The sequence below is a fragment of the Rhodococcus sp. 2G genome (genome assembly GCF_001886355.1).
Taxonomy (GTDB): Bacteria; Actinomycetota; Actinomycetes; order Mycobacteriales; family Mycobacteriaceae; genus Rhodococcus; species Rhodococcus pyridinivorans.
Map to the genome: position 1 here is coordinate 5,012,456 of NZ_CP018063.1, position 20,969 is coordinate 5,033,424.

Genomic DNA, 20,969 nt, shown 5'->3' on the forward strand with positions numbered 1-20,969 from the left:
CAACACGACAGTCAGCGACCGCGTGCGGCCGCCCAACTGTCGATCGCCGCCGAGAACTCGAACGAGGTGGGCAGCAGTGCCACCTGGTCGGCCGGGCCGGGCTGCAGCGGGCCGAGTTCCTCGAGACTGTGGTTGGCGGTGGTGAAGTGCTCGAACTGCAGGTCGGTGTGGGCGAGGGCGTTTCGCAGCGGCTCGACCTGCGCGCAGTTGATGTTCAGGTCCTTGTCGGAACAGGTGAGCAGCACCGGGGTGTCGGCCGCCAGCTCCGCGGCGAGCTCAACCGGGTCGAGCTGGTCGGACTCGAAGAGGAACTTCGCGTTCGCGGGGTTCATGCCGAACTGCGCGAGGATCGGGTGCAGATCGGTGGGGAAGGCCCCGGTCGTCCGCAGCGACTCGACGGCACGCGGCAGGTCGGCCCGGACCGCCTCGCCGTCGGGGCCGAGCTGTCCGGAATCCACCACGGCATTCAGCTGGGCGGTCAGCAGGTCCAGGTAGCGCATCGGTAGCGGAGCGAGAAGTGCGAAGCCGCTTCCGATACCGCGATCGGCGAGTGCGAGCGCGGTCAGTGCACCCTCGCTGTGTCCGAGGACGAAGATCTCCTCGGGGGAGATTCCGGTGTGTTCAGCGAGCAGACGCACCGCGGCTTCGGCGTGGTCGACCTGCTCGGTGAAGCCGTACTCGCCGATGGTCTCGACCGTGTAGGACCCGAGGCCCGTCTCACCGGCCCCGATCTTGTCGAAGCGCAGGCTCGCGATGCCGTGGGCGGCGAGTGCGTCCGCGGTGCGCACCAGGGTGTCGGCCGCCCAGCCGGGCTGGTTGCCGTTGCGATCGGTGGTGCCGCTGCCCGGGAGCAGCAGTGCGGCGGCCACCGCGGCTCCGTCCGGGTTGCGGAGGCTGCCGTGGAAGGTGGTGCCGTCGGCCTCGAAGGTCACCGGGGCGTCGGTGCCGTTCGGCACGGCGACCGAACCCGTGTCGGGAAGGGCCACCGCGGTTCCCGCGAGTGTCACACCTCCCGCGAGAACCAGCACGGGCACAGCAGCAGCACCGATCCACCTTCGCACGTTCCGCATGGTGCGAACCCTAGCAAAGGACTGCGCTGTGCCCGTGGTGAGCGAGGACGCCCGTGGGAGATCAGGGGAGCAGGGTGTCGATGAAGGTGTTGCTGAAGACCCGATGCGGATCGAGACGGTTGTAGACCGCGCGAGCCGAATCCCAGTTCTCGTCCGAGGGAACACCTTCCCGGTAGGTGTCGGGCAGGCCCTGCGTCAGGATCTGCTCGTCGGTGTACGGCAGGTCGGGACCGAACGCCCAGCCCTTCGACCATTCCGGCCGGAAGGTCGAGTCGCTTCCGTTGTACCGCTGCCGCATCCACTGCTCCATCTCCCGGTAGAAGGCGAACATGCCGGGAGTTCCCGGGACACCGAGAACGTTGAGCCAGATGGCGGTGTCCCATTCCGGGTGGTCGGGACGCGGGCGGGTCGACGCGATCGTCGGCGGTCCCGCCGACGGGACGAGGACGTCCTCCGGCCGATCCAGTCCGCAGCACCGGATTTCGACCGGACCGTTGAGAGGGAACTGTCCCAGGCTGCGGTAGTGCTCGATGCGCTCGGAGAACCAGTGCGCGAAGTCGTGGATCACGTTGGCGATGTTGGTGCGGTTCGTGAGCACCGCACCGCCACCCTCGGTCAGTCGCAGGGTGGTCGCCTTGATGTAGAACTGCAGATCCTTCGACCAGCCCCAGATGTCGGACGATCCCGTCGCTGCGAGACCGGCCACGGTCACGCCGTAATAGGTCTGACCGAAAGCCGGTGCGATCGAAGTGTTCCCGGCCGTGATGTGCCCCAGCAGGTCGGTGATCGGTTCGGGCACGTTGTCGGAGAACGGGTAGTTGTACGGCCCGGTGACCTCCCGCGAGGTGGCCGGCTTCTCCGGTGCGAGCGACCACACCTTCATCCACGGACGTTCCGTGAACGGATACCAGATCGCCTCGGCCCGCCCCGCCGAATCGACGAACGACTCGAAGGTCCGACCCGGCGAACCGGCGGGGGAGAACAGTTCCTGCCAGGTGATGTCGGTGAAGGACTGGCAGCGCATGCGATAGTTCGGTCCGGCCTGCAACGTGACGGACGTGATGAACGTCCGGCCGAGATGCGTGAGCAGCGGGGTGATCTCGGGATCGGCGCGGGTGAAGGTACGCAGTGCGTAGGCGCTGCCGTCCCACACGACGGCGGTCAGTTCGGTCACGAGATTGCTCAGCGACCCGAAGGTGTGACCGGGGAGGGTGGATTCACCGTTGGCGGGCAGGGCGGCGCCGTGCGCGTTGACGGCGAGCGCCCCGGCGATCGACAACACGCCGGGCGCAGGAAGATTCGCGAGTCCGAGACCGTGGTCCTGCAATGCAGTGGTGATGACGTCGAGCGTCGCGCCGGGACCTGCCGTGACCGTCGCGGGGGAGCCTCCGGGGTTCACCTGGACCCAGTCGAGATGGAGCATGGTGTCGGCGAGGATCACCCGGTCGACGGGTGCGCCGTTGACGATCGTCAGCGGTGTCCAGCCGTGCATGGCCCCGCGCGGACGGATGGTGTATCCGTTCTCGTGCGCCCAGTTCACCAGGCGCACCACGTCGTCGGGGGTGCGAGGCGCGCAGGTCCAGATGGCGTCCAGCATGATCTCCTTGGACCAGTTCTGGTACGCCTGCTGGTAGAGATCGATGCCGTCGGGGAACACCGGGGGAGTGGGGAGCGTCGAGGCCGCGGACCCGGAGGGGACGGCATGTACCGGGGTCCATCCACCGAGGGCGGAGACCGCCAACGCACCGGCGCCGGCCGCGAGGAAACCGCGCCGCGACAGGCGCGGCGACGAATCACGAAGTGTCATGTTCGAATGTCGCTCTTTCGGGAGGGCGCGGCGATCACGCCACGGTGAGTACCACGTCGGCCAGGGCAGGGGCGAGATCGCGTTCGATGACGGAGACGGTCACGAGTTTGCGGTCGCCGTCGTTCCACACGCGCACCCGGAGGGTCTCGCCGGGGAAGACCACACCGGCGAACCGGGCGCGGAATCCCTTCACGCGCGATGCGTCGGCGTCGAGCAGACCGTCGGTCACCGCCTTGCACACGATGCCGTAGGTGCACAGCCCGTGCAGAATCGGTGCCGGGAAGCCCGCCGCGGATGCGAACTCGGGATCGGAGTGGAGGGGATTGCGGTCGCCGCACAGGCGGTAGAGCAGCGCCTGCTGTGGAAGGGTCGGCACGTCGAACTCGGCGTCCGGTTCACGATCGGGATACTCCACCGACTCCGACGGGCCGCGCTCGCCGCCGAAACCACCCTCACCGCGGGCGAAGATCGACGACCGCGCGGTCCACAGGGGATTGCCGTCGAGATCCTCGGTCACCGATTCCTGCACGACGACCGCGGCCTTGCCCTTGTCCCACACCTCGGCGATGCGGGTGACCGTGCGGCCCTTGCCCGAAGCGGGGATGGGCGCGTGCACGGTCACCTCCTGGCTGCCGTGGACGACCTTGGCGAGATCGATCTCGATCCCGGGGAACGAGGCCTTCGGCGGCTCGACCTGGTGGAAGGTCGCGGCGACGGTCGCGAAGGTGGGGAGTACCTGGGGACCCCTGTCCCGGAGGTAACGCAGTTCACCCGCGTCGGTGGGATGGGACCCGGCACCGATGCCGAGGTTGTAGAGCTGGACATCGGTGCTGCTCCACTCGAACTCCTGAGCGGGCAGTTCGGCTCCGACGGCAACCGAGGGATCGATGGGCACGGGTACTTCCTTTCTACGGCTCGAACGCGAGTCGATCGGGTCACACGGTGTCGGCGGATTCTCGCAGCTCTTCGGCACGTTCGTCACGCGTGCGGTCCAGGATGTCCAGGGCCGCGAGATAGCCGAAGGTCATCGCCGGTCCGATGGTGGCGCCGGGCCCGGCGTAGGTGTGACCCATGACCGGGGAGCTGGCGTTACCGGTCGCGTACAGGCCGTCGATCACGCTGCCGTCCTCGCGCACCACCCGGCCATGGACATCGGTGACGAGCCCGCCCTTGGTGCCGAGATCGCCGGGGACCACCTTGAACGCGTAGAACGGGGCCTTGTCGACCACGCCGAGGCTCGGATTCGGCTTGTTGCGCGGATCCCCGTAGTAGTGGTCGTAGTGGGATTCGCCGCGGCCGAAGTCCTCGTCCTTGCCGGCCCGGGCGAAGCCGTTGAACCGCTGCACCGTCTCGGTGAGGGCGTCGGCCGGTACCCCGATCTTCTCGGCGAGTTCGGCGACGGAACCGGCCTTGACGAGCACCCCGGCCTCGAGCCACCGGCGGGGGAAGGGAGTGCGGGGGGTGATGCCGGCGAAGGTGTAGCGGTCGCGGTAGCGCTGATCGAGGATCAGCCAGCTGGGGATGTTCTCGCCCGGTCCCTCGCCGCGGCCGTGCTTGCCGCCGTACATCGCATGCGTCGCTTCGACGTAGGGCGCCGACTCGTTGACGAAACGCTTGCCTGCGGCGTTGACCATGAGGCACCCGGGGAGGCTGCGTTCCGACAGTGCGAACCACGGGCCGCCGGTGAGAGTGAAGGACGGTCCCCACCAGGCATCGTCCATGAAATCGACTGCGGCGCCCAGCTTCTGTCCGGCGCGGATGCCGTCTCCGGTGTTCGCCTTCGCGCCCACGGTCCACTCGGTGCCGATCGGCTGACGCTGGTACTGCGCCCGCATCTCGGCGTTGTGCTCGAAACCGCCGCTTGCGAGGATCACGCCCTTGCGGGCACGGATGACGCACTTCTCGCCGTTCGCGCCCACCTCGACGCCGCGCACGACCCCGTCCTCGACGACAAGGTCGGTGAGCGCCGTTTCCAGTAGCAGGGGCACACCGGCGTCGCGCAGACCGATCCGCAGCCCGGCCATGAGCGCCTGGCCTCGGACGAGCAGGTGCTTCTTGGTGATGTTCGCCCAGACGAACCGAGCGCCGACCCGCATGGCGCGAACCGGTCCGCGCGGATTCCGCATGAGCAGGTTCAGCCACTTGTAGTCGGCCTGGGTGATGACGAAGTTCTTGGGAGCTCGGGCGTAGTCGGGTTCGAGGAGAGCGAGATCCTCGCCGAGACGGCGGCCGTCGAAGGGCGTCGGTTCGACCGAACGGCCACTGGGACGTCCGCCCGGCGCCTCGGGGTAGTAGTCGGAATAGCCCGGTACCCATTGCAGTTCGAGGGCGCTGTTCTTCAGGACGAAGGAGAGCATCTCCGGTCCGCGATCGATGTAGGTGTCGATCTTCTCGGCAGGTACGCCGTCGCCGATGATGCTGTGGAGGTACTTCCGGGCTTCTTCGGGGGTGTCGTCCACCCCGGCGGACTTCAGCGCCTCGTTGTTGGGAATCCACACACCGCCGCCCGATCGGGCGCTCGACCCGCCGTAGCGCGACGCCTTCTCGATCAGGACCACGTCGGCGCCCTTGCGGGCTGCGGTGAGGGCGGCGGTCATTCCGCCGGCACCGCTGCCGACGACAACGATGTCGTACTCCTGCTTCGTCATGTAGAACACGTTATAGAAATGGCGGTGCCGAGTCCATCCCCGAATGCGAAGAGTCCTGGACGTGAAGCGAAGACGCGGTGACGTCGACACTGGAACGCGATATCGCCGGCCGACGACGAGCGACGGCACCGTCCGATAGCCTGGAGATTTCCTCTCATGCGGGCTGAGCCCGGCGTGTAAAGCACGGAAGTGCCTGTCCGGTAGTGGATTCTTGGCTTGTCGAAGGTCAAGTATCCGTCATCGAGAGAGGCACTCCGCAGGTGAAGCCTAACCCGTACCCAGCTCTGGTTCTCGATCCTCGCCGCGAGTCGCTGATTTCCTCGTCCGGGGCACTGCTGCTGCGCGAGACGGTCAGGGTCTGTGGCGTCGATCGGGCACTGTCGACGGCGTTGACACCGTGGCGGGCGCCGCGATCACGTCATGACCCGGGCAAGGTGCTGATCGACCTGGCCATGGCGATCGCGCTCGGTGGTGACTGCGCCGCCGACCTCGCGGTGGTGCGCGCCCAACCCGAACTGTTCGGACCGGTCGCCTCCGATCCGACGGTGTCCCGGCTGGTCACCGGCCTTGCCGCAGAAATCGAGATGGTGCTGCCCGCGATCCGGGCTGCTCGTGCATCGGCTCGAGCGGCGGCGTGGGATCGCCGCCGACCACTGGCCGGCACCGCGGGCAACCGTGACGGTGGTCAGGTGATCGTCGATCTGGACTCGACACTGGTGACCGCGCACTCGGACAAGGAACTCGCCGAGCCGACCTACAAGCGCACGTTCGGGTTCTCGCCGATGTGCGTGTTCGTCGACCATGGCGAACACGGCACCGGCGAACCGCTGGTCCTGGATCTGCGGCCGGGCAAGGCTTCCCCATTCGACAAGGAGGACCACATCACCGCCCTCGACCACGCCCTCGATCAGCTGCCTGCATCGGAGCGTGGGCAGGTGTTGGTACGTACCGATTCCGGCGGGTGCTCCAAAGCGTTCCTGCATCACATCACCGACCTCGGGCTCGAGTATTCGATCGGGTTCCCCGCGCACGAGACGGTGAAGACGGCGATCGAGGCAATCCCTGTTCAGGCGTGGCGGGCGGCGGTCGACGGCGAGGGTGAACCTCGTGACGGCGCCCAGGTCGCGGAGCTGACCGCGTGGATGCCGGAACCGACCCGGGTCACCAGGCCCGGGCCGAAGGACTGGCCCGCCGGGATGCGGGTGATCGTCCGACGTGAGCGTCCGCATCCCGGCGCGCAGTTGCGGTTGACCGATGCCGACGGGTGGCGGATCACCTGTTTCGCGACCAACACCCGCGGTCCCGGCTGGACCCTGCCGGTCCTCGAGGTCCGGCACAGGCAACGGGCCCGAGCCGAGGACCGTATCCGCGGGTTGAAGGACACCGGCATGCGGAACCTGCCGTTTCACGGGTTCGCCCAGAATCAGATCTGGCTCGAAATCGTCTCCCTCGCAGCCGAATTACTGGCCTGGACTCAGACTCTTGCTTGGGGTGAGCGTGCACCGGTCCGCCGGTGGGAACCCAAACGGCTGCGCCTGCGGATCCTCACTGTCGCCGGCCGCATCATCAACACCGGCAGGAGACGATTGCTGCGACTGCCGAAGGGTTGGCCCTACAACCACCTCATTGACGCCGCCTGGACCACATTGCGCACCGCCTGAGCATTCACCTCGAACCGACGAGCAATCATGGAGAACCGGCGAACGCAGCGCCGGCGATCCCTCATGCCTTCATCCGACAACGCAGCCACCTACGACTTATCCGCAGGTCAGCCTAGCCAGACGAAAGTTTGAGGATAGGGACGGTGCCGTCGCGGGGTCGATCGGGGTCGGAATCGGTCAGGTGGGTGATCCGTCCGGTACGGGAAGGGTGCCGTCGAGCACGGCTCGGTCGATGCTCTCCCGGAGCCGCGGACACCCTTCGCGCGGTGTGATGGACGAGCCTCGGAGCGAGGCGGTCGCGCGGAAGGTCGGGCACACGGTGTCCGGATCCTCCTGCCACTGCACGCTCGTGTGCGACAGGCTGTTCTTGCGCACCAGCACGCAGGTGCCGCACTCGCGGCACTGCACCTCGTGCTGACCCGAATCCAGATAGTTGATCTTGTCGATCGCGGTCTGGGCGGCGACGGCCTCGGCCCGCTCGGGCCACTGGGAGAAGTCCGGGGACTTCGCCCATCTGCTCCGCCGGGTCGAGGCACTCATCGTCACACCTCCGCTTCCTGCTTGCCCTGTTCTTCCTCGCGCTTCTTACGCTCGAGATTCTCGGCGACCTCCTTCTCCCAGACCTCGTTGGCCTTGGCGGTGTCGACCTCGAACTCGAAGCGGCCCGTCATCTTCTCCGTCACGTCGGCGACGTCGACGTAGAACTGCTCGTACCAGCGGCGGAGCTGGTAGACCGGACCGTCCTCATCGCACAGCAGGGGATTGTCGATCTTTGTCTTGTTCTTCCAGATCTCGACGTCCTGCAGGAAGCCCTCGCCGACACCCTCGGTGAGCTTGGCGGCCAGCACGTCCGACTGCTCGGGTGACATGCCCTGCGGCTTCTTGACGATGATGCCGTACTGCAGCATGAACGAATCGTGCGTGATCGGGTAGTGGCAGTTGATCAGCACGGATTCGGTCTGGTACCCACCGTAGTTGTTCTTCAGCGGATTGATCATGTAGGAGGGGCCGTAATAGGCCGCGTACGACTCGAGCGTCGACTCCAGCCCGTACTGCGTCGCCATACCCTTGTCCGGCCGGCCGCGGGTGTTGAGGTACTGCTCCGCGATGTGCCCCTCGAAGACGTTCTTGAAGAACGTGGGGAAGGCGTAGTGGATGTAGAAGAAGTGCGCCATGTCGACGACGTTGTCGATGATCTCGCGACAGTTGGAACCTTCGATCCGGATCTGGTTCCAGGTCCAGTCCGTCCACTCGTCCGAGCCGTACTGCTCGATCTCGGGGATGGTGACCTCCGGAGGCGGGGTGTTGCCCTCGGGGTCGTTCCACACGAACAGCTGGCCGTGCTTCTCCATCGTGATCCACGAACGGGTGCGGGCCAGCGGGGGAACACGCTTGGCGTACGGGATGTCCGTGCACTTGCCGTTGCCGCCCCAGCGCCAGTCGTGGAACGGGCACGCAACCGAATCGCCCTTGATCTCGCCCTGTGACAGGTCGCCGCCCATGTGGCGGCAGTACGCGTCGAGCACCTTCGCGTCGCCGTTGCTGTCGGCCCACACCACGAGTTTCGTGCCGAAGGCCTCGACGGCGTGAGGCTTGCCGTCCTTGAACGTGCGACTGAGGCCGAGGCAGTGCCAGCCTCGCGCGAAACGCGTCCGGACCTCTCCGACGTCGATCTCGCGAATCTGTGCCATGTCCGCTCACTTCCTTCCGGAAATCTCTTCTAGAACACGTTATAGAAGTCGCGTCCCGAGGGGAAGGGTTCGGGGGCTTTGGTCCCGCCATAGGGATTGTCTACCTGCGGGTGCGGCGCGTCTCGACACGAATAAGAACATGTTCTAGTCTCGGTACAAGCGATCAATTCCTGAACAGACGGGAGCGTCCAGTGGGTGACCACGACAGCCACGAGGTACTGCAGCGGATCGACGCTCTGCTGCCCACGCTGCGAGAACGTGCGCAGGAGGCCGAGAATCTGCGCCGGGTGCCCGACGACTCGATCAAGGAACTCCAGGAGGCCGGCTTCTTCAAACTTCTGCAACCGGCCCAGTGGGGTGGATACGAGGCCGATCCCGTCACCTTCTTCACCGCGGTGCGCAACATCGCGAGCGCGTGCGGCTCGACCGGATGGGTCTCCGGGATCATCGGCGTCCACAACTGGCACCTCGCACTCTTCGACCAGCAGGCCCAGGAAGAGGTCTGGGGCGACGACACCGACGTCCGCATCTCCTCGTCCTACGCGCCCATGGGTGCCGGTGAGGTCGTCGACGGCGGATACAAGGTCAACGGTGCGTGGGCCTGGTCGTCCGGATGCGACCACGCGAGCTGGGTCGTCGTCGGTGGCCCGGTCATCAAGGACGGCCGCCCCGTCGACTTCGGCAGCTTCCTGATCCCTCGTTCCGAGTACGAGATCGACGACGTGTGGCACGTGGTCGGCCTGCGCGGCACCGGATCCAACACGATCAAGGTGAAGGACGTCTTCGTCCCGCGCCACCGCTTCCTCAGCTTCAAGGCCATGAACGACCTCGCCTCGCCCGGGCTCGAGCGCAACACCGCACCCGTCTACAAGATGCCGTGGGGCACCATCCATCCCACGACCATCTCGACGCCCATCGTCGGCATGGCCTACGGCGCGTACGAGGCCCACGTCGAACACCAGGGCAAGCGGGTCCGTGCGGCGTACGCCGGCGAGAAGGCCAAGGACGATCCGTTCGCCAAGGTGCGCATCGCCGAGGCCTCGAGCGACATCGACGCGGCCTGGCGTCAGCTGTCGGGCAACGTCGCCGACGAGTACGCCCACCTCCTCGCCGGCGAGGAGGTTCCGATGGAACTGCGCCTGCGGGCGCGTCGCGACCAGGTCCGCGCGACCGGCCGTGCAATCACGTCGATCGACCGTCTCTTCGAGAACTCGGGTGCCACCGCACTCGCGGACGGCACACCCATCCAGCGTTTCTGGCGCGACGCGCACGCCGGTCGTGTGCACGCCGCCAACGACGCCGAACGCGCCTACGTGATGTTCGGTGCCGCCGAATTCGGCCTGCCGATCACCGACACGATGGTCTAGGGGTGGATGTGACCGCAATCGACGAGATCACCTACGAGTCGACCTCCCGTTTCGCGCAGGTCCGCGACGACCTTCGCCTGCACTACCACGAGGCCGGCGTCGGCAACGACACCACGATCGTCCTGCTCCACGGCGGTGGCCCGGGCGCGTCGTCGTGGTCGAACTTCGCCAGGAACATTCCGGTGCTGGCACAACGGTTCCACGTGCTCGCCGTCGACCAGCCCGGCTACGGCAGGTCCGACAAGCCGACCGAGCATCCGCAGTACTTCGTGCACAGCGCGTCCGCGCTGAAGGACCTGCTCGACACGCTCGGGATCACCGACCGCGTCCACCTCCTCGGCAACTCGCTCGGTGGTGGTGCCGCCGTGCGGTTCGCGCTCGACTACCCCGAACGCGCCGGACGGCTCGTCCTCATGGGGCCGGGTGGGCTGAGCGTCAACCTGTTCGCACCCGACCCCACCGAGGGCGTCAAGAATCTCGGCCGGTTCTCGTACGAGCCCACCCGCGAAAATCTCGAGGCGTTCCTGCGGATCATGGTGTTCGACCAGTCGCTGATCACCCCCGAGCTCGTCGAGGAGCGGTTCGCGTCGGCGAGCACCCCCGAGTCGCTCGCTGCGGCGAAGGCGATGGGGAAGTCGTTCTCCAGCGCCGAATTCGAGAAGGGGATGCTCTGGCGCGACGCCTACAAACTCCGTCAGCGGGTACTGCTGATCTGGGGTCGCGAGGACCGCGTCAACCCGCTCGACGGTGCACTCGTCGCGCTGAAGATGATCCCGCGTGCACAGTTGCACGTGTTCGGTGGATGCGGCCACTGGGCCCAGCTCGAGAAGTTCGACGAATTCAACCGCCTGACAGCGGATTTCCTCACGGACGGAGTCGAATAGATGAGTATCCGGTCGCTGGCATATCTCCGGATCGGCGCCACCGACGTCCCGGCCTGGCGCGAGTACGGACTCAAGGTCCTCGGCATGATCGAGGGCAAGGGCACCCACGCCGCCGCGTTGTACCTGCGGATGGACGACTTCCCGGCCCGGCTCGTCATCGAGCCGCACGAATCCGACACGCTGCTCGTCTCGGGCTGGGAGACCGCGAACGCCGCCGATCTCCAGTCGGTTCGCGACAGTCTGTCCGCGGCAGGCGTCCCGTTCAAGGAGGGCACCGCCGAGCAACTCGCCGATCGTCGCGTCGACGAACTGATCGTCTTCCAGGATCCGTCGGGCAACACCCTCGAGGCGTTCCACGGTGCCGCCCTCGAACACCGCCGCGTCGTCAGCCCGTACGGGCACAAGTTCGTCACCGGCGAGCAGGGTCTCGGGCACGTGGTGCTCTCGACCCGCGACGACGAGGAATCGCTGCGCTTCTACCGCGACGTGCTCGGTTTCCGCCTGCGTGATTCGATGCGGATGCCTCCGCAGATGGTCGGCCGGCCCGCCGACGGAAAACCGGCCTGGCTGAGGTTCTTCGGATGCAATCCGCGCCATCACAGCCTCGCCTTCCTGCCCATCCCCACCCCGTCGGGTATCGTGCACCTGATGATCGAGGTGGAGAACTCCGACGACGTCGGTCTCGCCCTCGACCGCGCACTGCGGAAGAAGGTCAAGATGTCGGCGACGCTCGGTCGCCACGTCAACGACAAGATGCTGTCCTTCTACATGAAGACCCCCGGCGGATTCGACGTCGAATTCGGTTGCGAGGGGCTGCAGGTCGAGGACGACGACTGGATCGCCCGTGAATCCACGGCCGTGAGCCTGTGGGGCCACGACTTCTCGGTGGGAATGCAGTAATGACCGCGCCGGAGGCCGGAGAGAACGGTGCGATCGACCCACGGGCCTTCCGCACCGTGCTCGGGCAGTTCTGCACCGGCGTCACCGTCATCACCACCACCGAGGACGACGGAACGCCCGTAGGATTCGCGTGCCAGTCGTTCGCAGCGTTGTCGCTCGACCCGCCGCTGGTGTTGTTCTGCCCCACGAAGCAGTCGCGGTCGTGGGCGGCCATCGAACGAGCGGGCCGCTTCTGCGTCAACGTCCTTGCCGAGGAACAGCAGGAGACCTGCGCGCGGTTCGGTTCTCGCGAACCCGACAAGTTCGCCGGACTCGACTGGACGCCGTCCCCGTTGGGCTCACCCGTCCTGACGGGCTCGCTTGCGCACATCGATTGCACGGTCGAGACGGTGCACGACGGGGGAGACCACTGGGTGGTCTTCGGTCGCGTGTCGTCGCTGAGCGAGGTGCGCGACGAGAAGGAACGCCCGCTGCTCTTCTACCGCGGGCAGTACACCGGGATCGAACCGGAGAAGACGACGCCGGCGCCCTGGCGCGAAGACCTCGAAGCGTTCCTCACCTCCGTCACGGAGGACACCTGGTTGTAGATCGCAGGACCGTACCGCGCGACACGTGGTACCGCACGACGAAGCCGGGACGACCACATCGATTGTGGTCGTCCCGGCTTCGTGTGTGGATCAGGAACGGCCGGCGCCGGTCGCGTCGTCCGGTTCCTCCTCGTAGTACTCCGTGGTCACGACGCGGCGCACCAGGCGCGGCTTGCGCGGCCGGTCGGCGTCCTCGCCGCCTGCCGTGTCCGTCTTCGCATCGGCCGTGCTCGTGTCGGCCGACGGCGGCGGCGTGAAGTGCGCCGGCCCCGTCGGTCCCGGACCGACGATCTCCTGATCGCTGCCGCTGCCGCTGCCGCTGCCGCTGCCGCTGCCGCTGCCGGGAGCTGCGTGGCGGGCGGTGTCCGCCGCCGAGTCCGCGGTCCCGGACGGTGTGGACGAGTCCGCGGTCCCGGACGGTGTGGACGAGTCCGCGGTCCCGGACGGTGTGGACGGCGTCGACGCGGTATGCCCCGGCATCGAGTGCTCGAGCGATTCGTCCCGCTGGCCCTCGCTCGGCCGGTAGTTGCCGGCGATCTCCTCACGCGCGACGTCGGGCGGTGTCGGTGAGGGCCCGGTTCCCGCCGATGTGGTGGTGCCGTACGTCTCGCCGGTGTGCGGCGTCCCGGTGCCTCCCGGTCCGCCGGCCGCGCCACCGACGAGGCCACCACCGGCTGCGCTCCGCTCGCCGAGGCCGCTGCGGTCGTCGGTGAACCCGGCCCGATCGTCCGTGAATCCGCCCTGATCGCCGGTGGATCCACCCCCTGCAGGGGTGTCCCCGAACCGGCGGTAGTAGCGGTACAGCTCGTCCTCCTCGAGCGGGGTCAGCTCACCGTTCTCGTCGATGTTCGGGGCGCCGGTGATCGTGTCCTTGTCGAAGGGCAGGCGCACTCCGGTGCTGTCGAGCACGGCTTCGTCGATCGGGGCGAAGTGCCGGCGCGTTCCGAACAGACCCGTGACGACGGTGATCCAGGCGGGTCGGCCCGTGTCGTTGTCCAGGTAGACCTCTCCGACGCGTCCGAGCTTGTCACCGTCCGGCCCGTACGCGGTGGCGCGAGCGAGGGTGTCGATGTCGTCGTTGCTGATCATGATGTCCTCATCCGTGGGCGATGCGGCTTCCTGCTGTGCGGATGCCCTCCGGTGCGAGTGACGAAACGCTGCCGTTACACCGTTCGCCGTTGCGTCGACCATCCCCGCGTGTTATCCATATTGTCAACAATCCGACAACCGGCACGAGGGTTCGCGCCCTCGGCTGTTCGGAGGGATCGTCATGACCCGTCTTTCACCCCGCCTGCTGCAGGCGACGCCCGTCACCGTCGACCACGCCGAGGGGTGCTACATCCACGGCACCGACGGACGTCGGTATCTCGACTTCACCGCCGGCATCGGCGTCACGAGTACCGGCCACTGTCACCCGCACGTCGTCGAGGCCGCCCGCCGGCAGATCGGCTCGCTCATCCACGGGCAGTACACGACCGTGATGCACCGGCCCCTGCTCGAACTCACCGAACGCCTGGGCACGGTGCTCCCCGAAGGACTCGACTCGCTGTTCTTCGCCAATTCGGGCAGCGAGGCAGTCGAGGCGGCGCTGCGTCTGACCCGCCAGGCGACAGGGCGACCCGGAATCGTCGTCTTCCACGGCGGTTTCCACGGCCGTACCGTCGCCGCCGCCACGATGACCACCTCCGGAACCCGTTTCTCCGCAGGGTTCTCGCCGCTCATGGGCGGTGTGCACGTTGCTCCCTTCCCCACGGCCTATCGCTACGGCTGGTCGGAGGAGGAAGCGACCGATTTCGCCCTGCAGGAACTGGACTACCTGTTCGCGACCCTCGTGGCGCCGGACGAGATCGCGGCCTTCGTCGTCGAACCGGTCCTGGGCGAGGGCGGTTACGTCCCCGGCAACACCAGGTTCTTCCAGGGACTGCGGCAGCGGGCCGACGAACACGGCATCCTGCTCGTCTTCGACGAGATCCAGACCGGATTCGGGCGGACCGGAAAGTTCTTCGGGCATCAGCACTTCGACGTGCGACCCGACATCATCACCATCGCCAAGGGCCTCGCGAGCGGTTTCCCGCTGTCGGGTATCGCCGCCTCCGAGGAACTCATGGAGCGCGCCCGTCCGGGATCGCAGGGCGGCACGTACGGAGCGAATGCGGTCTCCTGCGCGGCGGCCGTGGCCACTCTCGACGTGATCGAGAAGGAGGGGCTCGTCGACAACGCCGCCGCACGTGGACGTGAACTGCTCTCCGGTGCACGGGAGAACACGATCGACGCCATCGGCGACGTGCGCGGCCTCGGCCTCATGGTGGGCCTCGAGTTCACCACCGACGGAGCACCCGACCGGGAGCGGGCGTCCGCAGCGCAGCAGCTCGCCGCGCAGAAGGGGTTGCTGCTGTTGACCTGCGGTGCGCACATGAACGTGGTGCGCATGATCCCGCCGCTGATCGTCACCACCCGGCAGATCGAGGATGCGCTCGGGATCTGGTCCGAGGTCCTCGCCGAGGTCCGATAATCCGTCGAACGAGGGAGTCCGCGTGGCCCGATACATCACGATCACTCTCGACAAGCGCGACATCACGTGCAGAGCAAGGCTTCTCGACGACGAGGCGCCGCTCACCTGCGCGGCGGTGTGGGACGCCCTGCCGCAGAGCGGTTCGGCGTTCCACGCCAAGTACGCCCGCAACGAGCTCTACACCCTCGTCCCGAGGATCACCGCGGCACCGCACCGGGAGAACCCGACGGTGACGCCGATCCCGGGGGATGTGTGCCTGTTCGACTTCGAACCGTGGGAGATCGGTAATCCCGCATACGGTTACGAACCCGGCTCGCAGGCCCATGCGCAGCAGGGAGCGACCGATCTCGCGTTGTTCTACGGCCGGAACAATCTGTTGCTCAACGGCGATGTGGGCTGGGTGCCGGGCAACGTCTTCGCGACGATCGAGGATGGCCTGCCCGAACTCGCCGTCGCGTGCAACGACCTGTGGATCCAGGGGGTCGTGGGGGAGACGCTGAGCTTCGCACGCGCATAGACGGGCACCGCACGGGAACGGCACCGCACAGACTGTGCGGTGCCGTTCCCGTGCAGACCTCTTCTTCAGCTCAACGCGTACTCGGCGAATCGCGCGACAGCGAGCAGCAGGTCGTCCGAGTGCCGCGGCCCGACGATCTGCAGACCCACGGGCAGACCCGCCGAGGTGGTGCCCACAGGGATGCTGATGGCCGGCTGCTGCGTGAGATTGAAGGGATAGGTGAACGGGGTCCACTGCGGCCACGAGGTCAGCGACGAATCCGGAGGCACGTCGTGGCCGGCCTCGAAGGCGGGGATCGGCATCGTCGGGGTGATCAGCACGTTGTACCTCTGGTGGAAGATCCCCATCGTGATGCCGACCGCCGCCGCGACCGCGCGGGCCTCGAGATAGTCCACGGCACCGAGTTGTTCGCCGTGGGACCACACGCGTCCGAGACCGGGGTCCACCTTGTCGCGCGTGCCCTCGGGGAAGGTCTTCAGCATCGTCGCTGCACCTGCCGCCCAAAGGTTCTCGAAGGCATCGAGCGGATCGGGGAAACCGGGATCGGCGGCGGTCACGCGCAGCCCGGCTTCGTCGAGGACGCGGACCGCCCGGTCGACGATCTCACCGACCTCGGGGTCCACGTCGACGTAGCCGAGGGTCTTGGAATAGGCGACGTCCATCCCCACCACCTCGCGGTTGAGGCCACCGCGGAAGGTCGTCAGCGGCGGCGCAAGGGCCGTCGGGTCCCGGGGATCGGGCAGCGCGAGGATGTCGGTGAGCAGCGCCGCGTCCTCGACCGTCCGGGTGATCGGCCCGGCGTGCGCGAGCGGCCCGAACGGGCTGGCGGGGAAGATCGGGATCCGGCCGTGAGTGGGCTTGAAACCCACCACGCCGCAGAACGATGCGGGGATGCGGATACTGCCCCCACCGTCGGTGCCGACGGAGCACGGACCGAAGCCGGCCGCGACAGCCGCCGCGCTGCCACCGGACGAGCCACCGGCGGTCTTCGTCGTATCGACGGGATTCGTGGTCACCCCGTACAGGGCCGAATCGGTCACCGCCTTCCACGCGATCTCCGGGGTGGTGGTCTTGCCCACCAGCACCATTCCGTCCTCGCGCAGCCGGGCCGCGACCGGGCTGTCGACGTTCCAGTCCTGGTTCTCGTCGATGGCCTGCGAGCCCCGCAGGGTCGGCCATCCGTCGGTGAGGAAGACGTCCTTGATCGAGATGGGGACCCCGTCGAGCAGACCCTTCGAATAGCCGGTCCGCCACCGCTCCTCGGAGCGGCGTGCCTGGTCGAGGGCCTTCTCCTCGTCGACGAGGCAGAACGAGTTGATCTCGCGATCGTGCGCCGCGATCCGATCGAGCACGGCCCGTGTCACCTCGACGGGAGACAACTCGCCCGAGGAGAACGCCGACACGAGTTCGACGGCGGTCATGTCTGTGGGCTCCATCGTGCCTCCTTCTCGTCGGACGATGCCGACTCTCACGCGCCGGGCACGTAACCCAGCTTCTTGTCCACCACGTTCCGAAGAGGTTCGCCACTGCGGTGACGGTGGAAATTGTCGATGAAGACGTCCACCAGCGCATCGCGCCAGCCCACGAAATCCCCCGAATTGTGCGGGGTGATCGAGACGTTCGGCATGTCCCAGAGCAGATGGTCCTCGGGGAGCGGCTCGACGTCGAGCACATCCAGTGCGGCACCGGCGATGGCGCCCGACCGCAGTGCCTCGACGAGGTCGTCGGTGCGCACGAGTTCGCCCCGCCCGACGTTGACGAAGCGGGCCTGCGACTTCATCGCGGCGAACATCCGGGCGTCGAACAGGTGCCGGGTCTGCTCGGTGAGAGGCGCGGCCACGACGACGAAATCGGCGTCGGCGAGGGCGCCGGGAAGATCCGCGGTCGTGGTGACGGTGCCGAAATCGGGGTCGTCGTCGCGAGGGCGCCGGCCCGAGCCTCGGACCGTCATCCCCACGGCCGAGAGCAGGCGTGCGATCGCGCGGCCGATCGGACCGGTGCCGACGACGAGCACGGAGCGACCGGCGATGCGTTCGGACTCGCGGTGCTTCCAGATGTGCTCGCGCTGGAGCCGCAGGGATTCGGGGATGTCCTTGGCGAAGGAAAGTATCTGGGCGAGTACGTATTCGGCGATCGCCCCGTCGAAGACTCCGCGGGAGTTGGTGACGACCACGTCGCTGTCGCGCAGGTCGGGGAACATGAGGGCGTCGACCCCGGCCGCGGCGACATGGATCCACTTCAAGGAGGTCGCGGCGTGCCAGGCCGCGGGCAGGGCGTCGGTGAGGAAGTCGTACGCGAAGAGGATGTCGGCGCCGTCGAGTGCGTCGGCCAGGCCGGCGGCGTCGGTGTAGCGCACCGTGGCGTGTTCGGCCACCGGGGCCATCCACGCACGATCCGGCAAGGCTTCGGCATGAAGCACTGCAACGACCGGCTGGGCATCCACGTTGACACCGTAAGAGCGCCTCGTATTATTGTCAACAATCCTCAAGGCTGAGGGAACTCTTGACGAAGCCGAGGGACCGTATGGAACTGAACATTCCCGAATTCGAAGGTCCTCTGGCTCAGCGGGGCATCGGTGTGATCGCACCCTTCGATCTCGCTCTGGAACGAGAACTGTGGCGATGGGCGCCGCTCGAGGTCAGTCTGCACCTCGCTCGAACCCCCTACGAGCCGGTGCCGGTCAGCCGTGCCATGGCCGAGATGGTCTCCGACCGGCGGCACCTGATGGTCGCGACCCGCGACGTGCTGTCGGTGGAACCGGAAGTCGTTGCGTATCTGTGTACCTCGGGCAGTTTCGTCAACGGGGTGGCCTACGAGAAGGCCCTGTGCGACGCGATCTGCGGGGCGGGCGCACCGTGCGCGGTCACGACCTCCGGAGCGCTGCTCGAAGCCCTCCGCGCACTCGACCTGACCCGCATCTCGGTGATCACCCCCTACGACCGGGAGCTCACCGACCTACTGCGCGACTTCCTGAACGAGGCCGGAACCGATGTCGTCCGGTCGTCGCATCTCGGGCTCGGCGGCGGCATCTGGAAGGTCAACTACCGCACCATCGCCGAACACATCATCGGGGCCGATACCCCCGAGTCGCAGGCGATCTTCGTCAGTTGCACCAACCTGCCGACCTACGACCTGATCGCGCCGCTCGAACGGGAACTCGGCAAGCCGGTCCTCACGGCCAACCAGCTCACCATCTGGGCGTGCCTGGGACGGATGAAGCTGCCCATGACCGGACCGGGGAAGTGGTTGAGAGGAGTGTTCTGAATGCATCGTGACCGTCCGACCATCGGGATCGTCTACCCGGATCATGCCGCCGAGGACGACTACCCGTTCGCCGCCGAACTCCTGGGGGTGAATCTGCCCGTCGCCCACATCTACGGAACCGATCTGCACGCCGTTCCCGAACTCCTCGACCTCGGGAGCCCGGCCAAGCTCGCCGGGGGAGCGGCGCAGTTCGCGGACGAGCCCCTCGACGCTCTCGTGTGGGCGTGCACGTCGGGCAGCTTCGTGTACGGACCCGAGGGGGCACGCACCCAGGTCGAGCAGCTCTCCCGGGACGCGGGAGGCGTGCCCACGACCAGCACGAGCATCGCGTTCGTCGCCGCACTACGGGCGCTCGGAGTCGGCCGGGTGGCCGTGTCGGCGAGTTATCCGCGGGACGTCGCCGAACTGTTCGTCGCCTTCCTCGCGGACGCCGATGTCGAGGTCGTCTCGCTCGCCGACGCCGGCATCGACACCGCCGCCGAGGTCGGCACCCTGACCGACGAGGCCGTCCTCGAATTCGTGAGGACCAACGATCATCCCGACGCACAGGCGGTCCTGGTGCCCGACACCGCGATGCACACGCTGCGGATCATGCGGGAACTCGGGAAGGAGACCGGCAAGCCGGTGCTGACCGCCAACCAGGTCACCGTGTGGCACGGACTGGAACTGGCCGGATATACAGTGGAATGCCCGGAGCTGGGCTCACTGTTCGAGGAGGATACCGATCATGGTGCTCGGTGATCTGGAAGATCTACGTCCTGTCACCCGGCCGTCCACGGCCGAGCTCATCGCCGAACAGATCCGGTCGGCCATCGTCCGGGGTGCGCTCGGTCCCGGGGAACAGCTGGGGGAGGCCGAACTCGCGGCGCACTTCCAGGTCTCCCGGGGCCCGCTGCGAGAAGCCATGCAGCGGTTGCTGTCCGAAGGTCTGCTCTACAGCATCCGCAACCGGGGCATCTTCGTCACCGAGCTCACCTTCGACGACGTCGTCGACATCTACCGCAGCCGCTGGGTCATCGAGGGCGGTGCCCTCGACCTGGTGCTGGAGGGCCGTCGCGAACAGACGTGGGAGGCCCTCGAACCGGCGATCGAGGAGATGCGCACCGCCGCCGAACGCGAGGACGCCACCGGTGTCTCGGACGGCGACCGGCGTTTCCACGAGATCCTCGTGGCCAGTGCCGACAGTCCGCGGCTCGTGCGGGCAGCCCGCACGCTGCTCGTCGAGACGCGGATGTGCCTCGGCGCGTTGCAGACCACCTATCCCGACCTGCACGTGCAGGTGGACGAGCACGTCGTGCTGCGGGAGGCGATCCGCACCGCCGACCGGGAGGAGGTGCGGCGTCTGCTCGACGAGCACCTGCACGACACGGTCACCCGGCTCCGCGAGCGTCAGAACGTCGACGGCGTGATCGCGTCCGGCTGATACGGCTCAGCCGGGAGGGGTGAACGACGACAGGGCCGTCGCGGCGATGTTGCCGCCGGCGTCCTCCGACGTCAACCGTCCTGCCGCGACTTCGGTTGCGGCACAATGGACCAGGCTGTGCAGGACCGACGCCAGCCAGGACGACGACAGGTCGGTGCGGAACGTCCCTTCGGCGCGACCGCGCTCGATGAGGGCGGTCGCGCGGGCAAGCAGGCCGTCGTGTGCGGCGCGTACGTCCTCGGCGGGAAGTGCTTGTTCGGCGGCCGCGAGCAGTGCCCCCGCGTCGGCGGTCAGCGACCACGAGCCCGCGATGAGGCGGTGAAGGGCGTCGCGGGGGTCGCCCGTGAGGTCGATCCGGTCCACGGTCTGTTCCGCCTCGGCGAGCGCGCGCTGCACCACGGCGGTGACGAGTTCTGCGCGAGTGGGGAAGTGGCCGTAGAGGGTGACACGCCCGACGCCGGCCGCCTTGGCGATCTCCCCGATGCTCGCGTCGGGGTCACGACTGAGTGCGATGCGCGCGGCGTGGAGGATCGCCTCGATGTTCCGCTCGGCGTCCGCACGTTTCCTGGTTCGAAGCGATACGGGACGGCGGGATGTCTCGTGGGTGGTCACGGATCCTCCTCTTGTCGAACACTGAT

General features: G+C 67.4%; 20 protein-coding genes. 10 read left to right on the top strand and 10 right to left on the bottom strand.

Annotated features, from left to right (window positions below):
* Window positions 1-11: 11 nt before the first annotated feature.
* From BO226_RS23815 to kstD, 4 genes are all read right to left on the bottom strand, one after another.
* The gene (locus BO226_RS23815) at window positions 12-1,070 is read right to left on the bottom strand and encodes an alpha/beta hydrolase family protein (protein ID WP_232238019.1); all 1,059 of its coding nucleotides are present in this window, start codon (window positions 1,068-1,070) and stop codon (window positions 12-14) included.
* Window positions 1,071-1,131: 61 nt separating this feature from the next.
* Window positions 1,132-2,877 (bottom strand): cholesterol oxidase substrate-binding domain-containing protein, encoded by a 1,746-nt coding sequence (locus tag BO226_RS23820; protein WP_064061663.1) that lies wholly within the window; start codon window positions 2,875-2,877, stop codon window positions 1,132-1,134.
* Window positions 2,878-2,911: 34 nt separating this feature from the next.
* Window positions 2,912-3,772, bottom strand: coding sequence for a MaoC/PaaZ C-terminal domain-containing protein (locus BO226_RS23825; RefSeq protein WP_071936223.1), 861 nt, complete (start codon window positions 3,770-3,772; stop codon window positions 2,912-2,914).
* 40 nt (window positions 3,773-3,812) lie between these two features.
* Window positions 3,813-5,525 (bottom strand): 3-oxosteroid 1-dehydrogenase, encoded by a 1,713-nt coding sequence (gene kstD / locus BO226_RS23830; RefSeq protein ID WP_198040590.1) that lies wholly within the window; start codon window positions 5,523-5,525, stop codon window positions 3,813-3,815.
* Between the two features lie 260 nt (window positions 5,526-5,785).
* Between kstD and BO226_RS23835 the strand changes: the two genes are divergently transcribed.
* Entirely contained in the window at window positions 5,786-7,186 is a 1,401-nt protein-coding gene (locus tag BO226_RS23835) for an IS1380 family transposase (RefSeq protein WP_071934671.1), read from the top strand.
* Window positions 7,187-7,363: 177 nt separating this feature from the next.
* Here the strand turns inward: BO226_RS23835 and BO226_RS23840 are convergent, their stop codons facing one another.
* A complete protein-coding gene (locus BO226_RS23840) occupies window positions 7,364-7,726 on the bottom strand; it encodes a hypothetical protein (RefSeq protein ID WP_071936225.1) in 363 nt (120 codons plus the stop codon).
* A gap of 2 nt (window positions 7,727-7,728) precedes the next feature.
* On the bottom strand, window positions 7,729-8,877 hold the full coding sequence (locus tag BO226_RS23845) for a Rieske 2Fe-2S domain-containing protein (RefSeq protein WP_064851571.1): 1,149 nt from the start codon (window positions 8,875-8,877) through the stop codon (window positions 7,729-7,731).
* A 191-nt stretch (window positions 8,878-9,068) separates the two neighbouring features.
* Here BO226_RS23845 and hsaA point away from each other — a divergent pair, with 191 nt between their 5' ends.
* Genes hsaA through hsaB form a run of 4 tightly spaced genes read left to right on the top strand, consistent with a single transcriptional unit; the run spans window position 9,069 to window position 12,615 of the window.
* Window positions 9,069-10,244: a 3-hydroxy-9,10-secoandrosta-1,3,5(10)-triene-9,17-dione monooxygenase oxygenase subunit gene (hsaA, locus tag BO226_RS23850; RefSeq protein WP_006550450.1), complete on the top strand. Its 1,176-nt coding sequence runs from the start codon at window positions 9,069-9,071 to the stop codon at window positions 10,242-10,244.
* Window positions 10,245-10,252: 8 nt separating this feature from the next.
* Window positions 10,253-11,128 carry a 4,5:9,10-diseco-3-hydroxy-5,9,17-trioxoandrosta-1(10),2-diene-4-oate hydrolase gene (gene hsaD / locus BO226_RS23855; protein WP_006550449.1) on the top strand — a complete coding sequence of 292 codons (876 nt, stop codon included), beginning with the start codon at window positions 10,253-10,255 and terminating at the stop codon, window positions 11,126-11,128.
* The gene (gene hsaC, locus BO226_RS23860; protein WP_071936226.1) at window positions 11,129-12,028 is read left to right on the top strand and encodes an iron-dependent extradiol dioxygenase HsaC; all 900 of its coding nucleotides are present in this window, start codon (window positions 11,129-11,131) and stop codon (window positions 12,026-12,028) included.
* Window positions 12,028-12,615: a 3-hydroxy-9,10-secoandrosta-1,3,5(10)-triene-9,17-dione monooxygenase reductase subunit gene (hsaB, locus tag BO226_RS23865; RefSeq protein WP_071936227.1), complete on the top strand. Its 588-nt coding sequence runs from the start codon at window positions 12,028-12,030 to the stop codon at window positions 12,613-12,615. Before hsaC ends, hsaB begins: the two co-directional genes overlap by 1 nt.
* A 90-nt stretch (window positions 12,616-12,705) precedes the next feature.
* Here hsaB and BO226_RS27365 read toward each other — a convergent pair whose 3' ends face one another.
* Complete coding sequence (locus BO226_RS27365; protein WP_156895319.1) at window positions 12,706-13,704, bottom strand: PRC-barrel domain-containing protein; 999 nt, start codon at window positions 13,702-13,704, stop codon at window positions 12,706-12,708.
* Window positions 13,705-13,885: 181 nt separating this feature from the next.
* Between BO226_RS27365 and BO226_RS23875 the strand changes: the two genes are divergently transcribed.
* The gene (locus BO226_RS23875; RefSeq protein WP_071936228.1) at window positions 13,886-15,127 is read left to right on the top strand and encodes an aspartate aminotransferase family protein; all 1,242 of its coding nucleotides are present in this window, start codon (window positions 13,886-13,888) and stop codon (window positions 15,125-15,127) included.
* Between the two features lie 22 nt (window positions 15,128-15,149).
* Window positions 15,150-15,644: a DUF3830 family protein gene (locus BO226_RS23880; protein ID WP_019290153.1), complete on the top strand. Its 495-nt coding sequence runs from the start codon at window positions 15,150-15,152 to the stop codon at window positions 15,642-15,644.
* A 65-nt stretch (window positions 15,645-15,709) separates the two neighbouring features.
* Here BO226_RS23880 and BO226_RS23885 read toward each other — a convergent pair whose 3' ends face one another.
* Together BO226_RS23885 and BO226_RS23890 are read right to left on the bottom strand one after the other, a co-directional pair.
* Complete coding sequence (locus tag BO226_RS23885) at window positions 15,710-17,080, bottom strand: amidase (protein WP_071936229.1); 1,371 nt, start codon at window positions 17,078-17,080, stop codon at window positions 15,710-15,712.
* A gap of 32 nt (window positions 17,081-17,112) precedes the next feature.
* Window positions 17,113-18,027, bottom strand: a complete 915-nt coding sequence (locus BO226_RS23890) for a D-2-hydroxyacid dehydrogenase (RefSeq protein WP_050993520.1) — start codon at window positions 18,025-18,027, stop codon at window positions 17,113-17,115.
* A gap of 140 nt (window positions 18,028-18,167) precedes the next feature.
* Between BO226_RS23890 and BO226_RS23895 the strand changes: the two genes are divergently transcribed.
* From BO226_RS23895 to BO226_RS23905, 3 genes are read left to right on the top strand one after another with little or no spacing between them, the layout of a single operon-like run.
* Window positions 18,168-18,908, top strand: a complete 741-nt coding sequence (locus BO226_RS23895) for a maleate cis-trans isomerase family protein (RefSeq protein ID WP_006550441.1) — start codon at window positions 18,168-18,170, stop codon at window positions 18,906-18,908.
* Window positions 18,909-19,649 carry a maleate cis-trans isomerase family protein gene (locus BO226_RS23900; RefSeq protein WP_006550440.1) on the top strand — a complete coding sequence of 247 codons (741 nt, stop codon included), beginning with the start codon at window positions 18,909-18,911 and terminating at the stop codon, window positions 19,647-19,649. It begins immediately after the preceding gene.
* Entirely contained in the window at window positions 19,636-20,331 is a 696-nt protein-coding gene (locus BO226_RS23905) for a GntR family transcriptional regulator (protein ID WP_071936230.1), read from the top strand. The genes BO226_RS23900 and BO226_RS23905 overlap by 14 nt, the downstream gene beginning before the upstream one ends.
* Before the next feature lie 6 nt (window positions 20,332-20,337).
* Here BO226_RS23905 and BO226_RS23910 read toward each other — a convergent pair whose 3' ends face one another.
* Window positions 20,338-20,943: a TetR/AcrR family transcriptional regulator gene (locus BO226_RS23910; protein ID WP_071936231.1), complete on the bottom strand. Its 606-nt coding sequence runs from the start codon at window positions 20,941-20,943 to the stop codon at window positions 20,338-20,340.
* Between the last annotated feature and the right edge of the window lie 26 nt (window positions 20,944-20,969).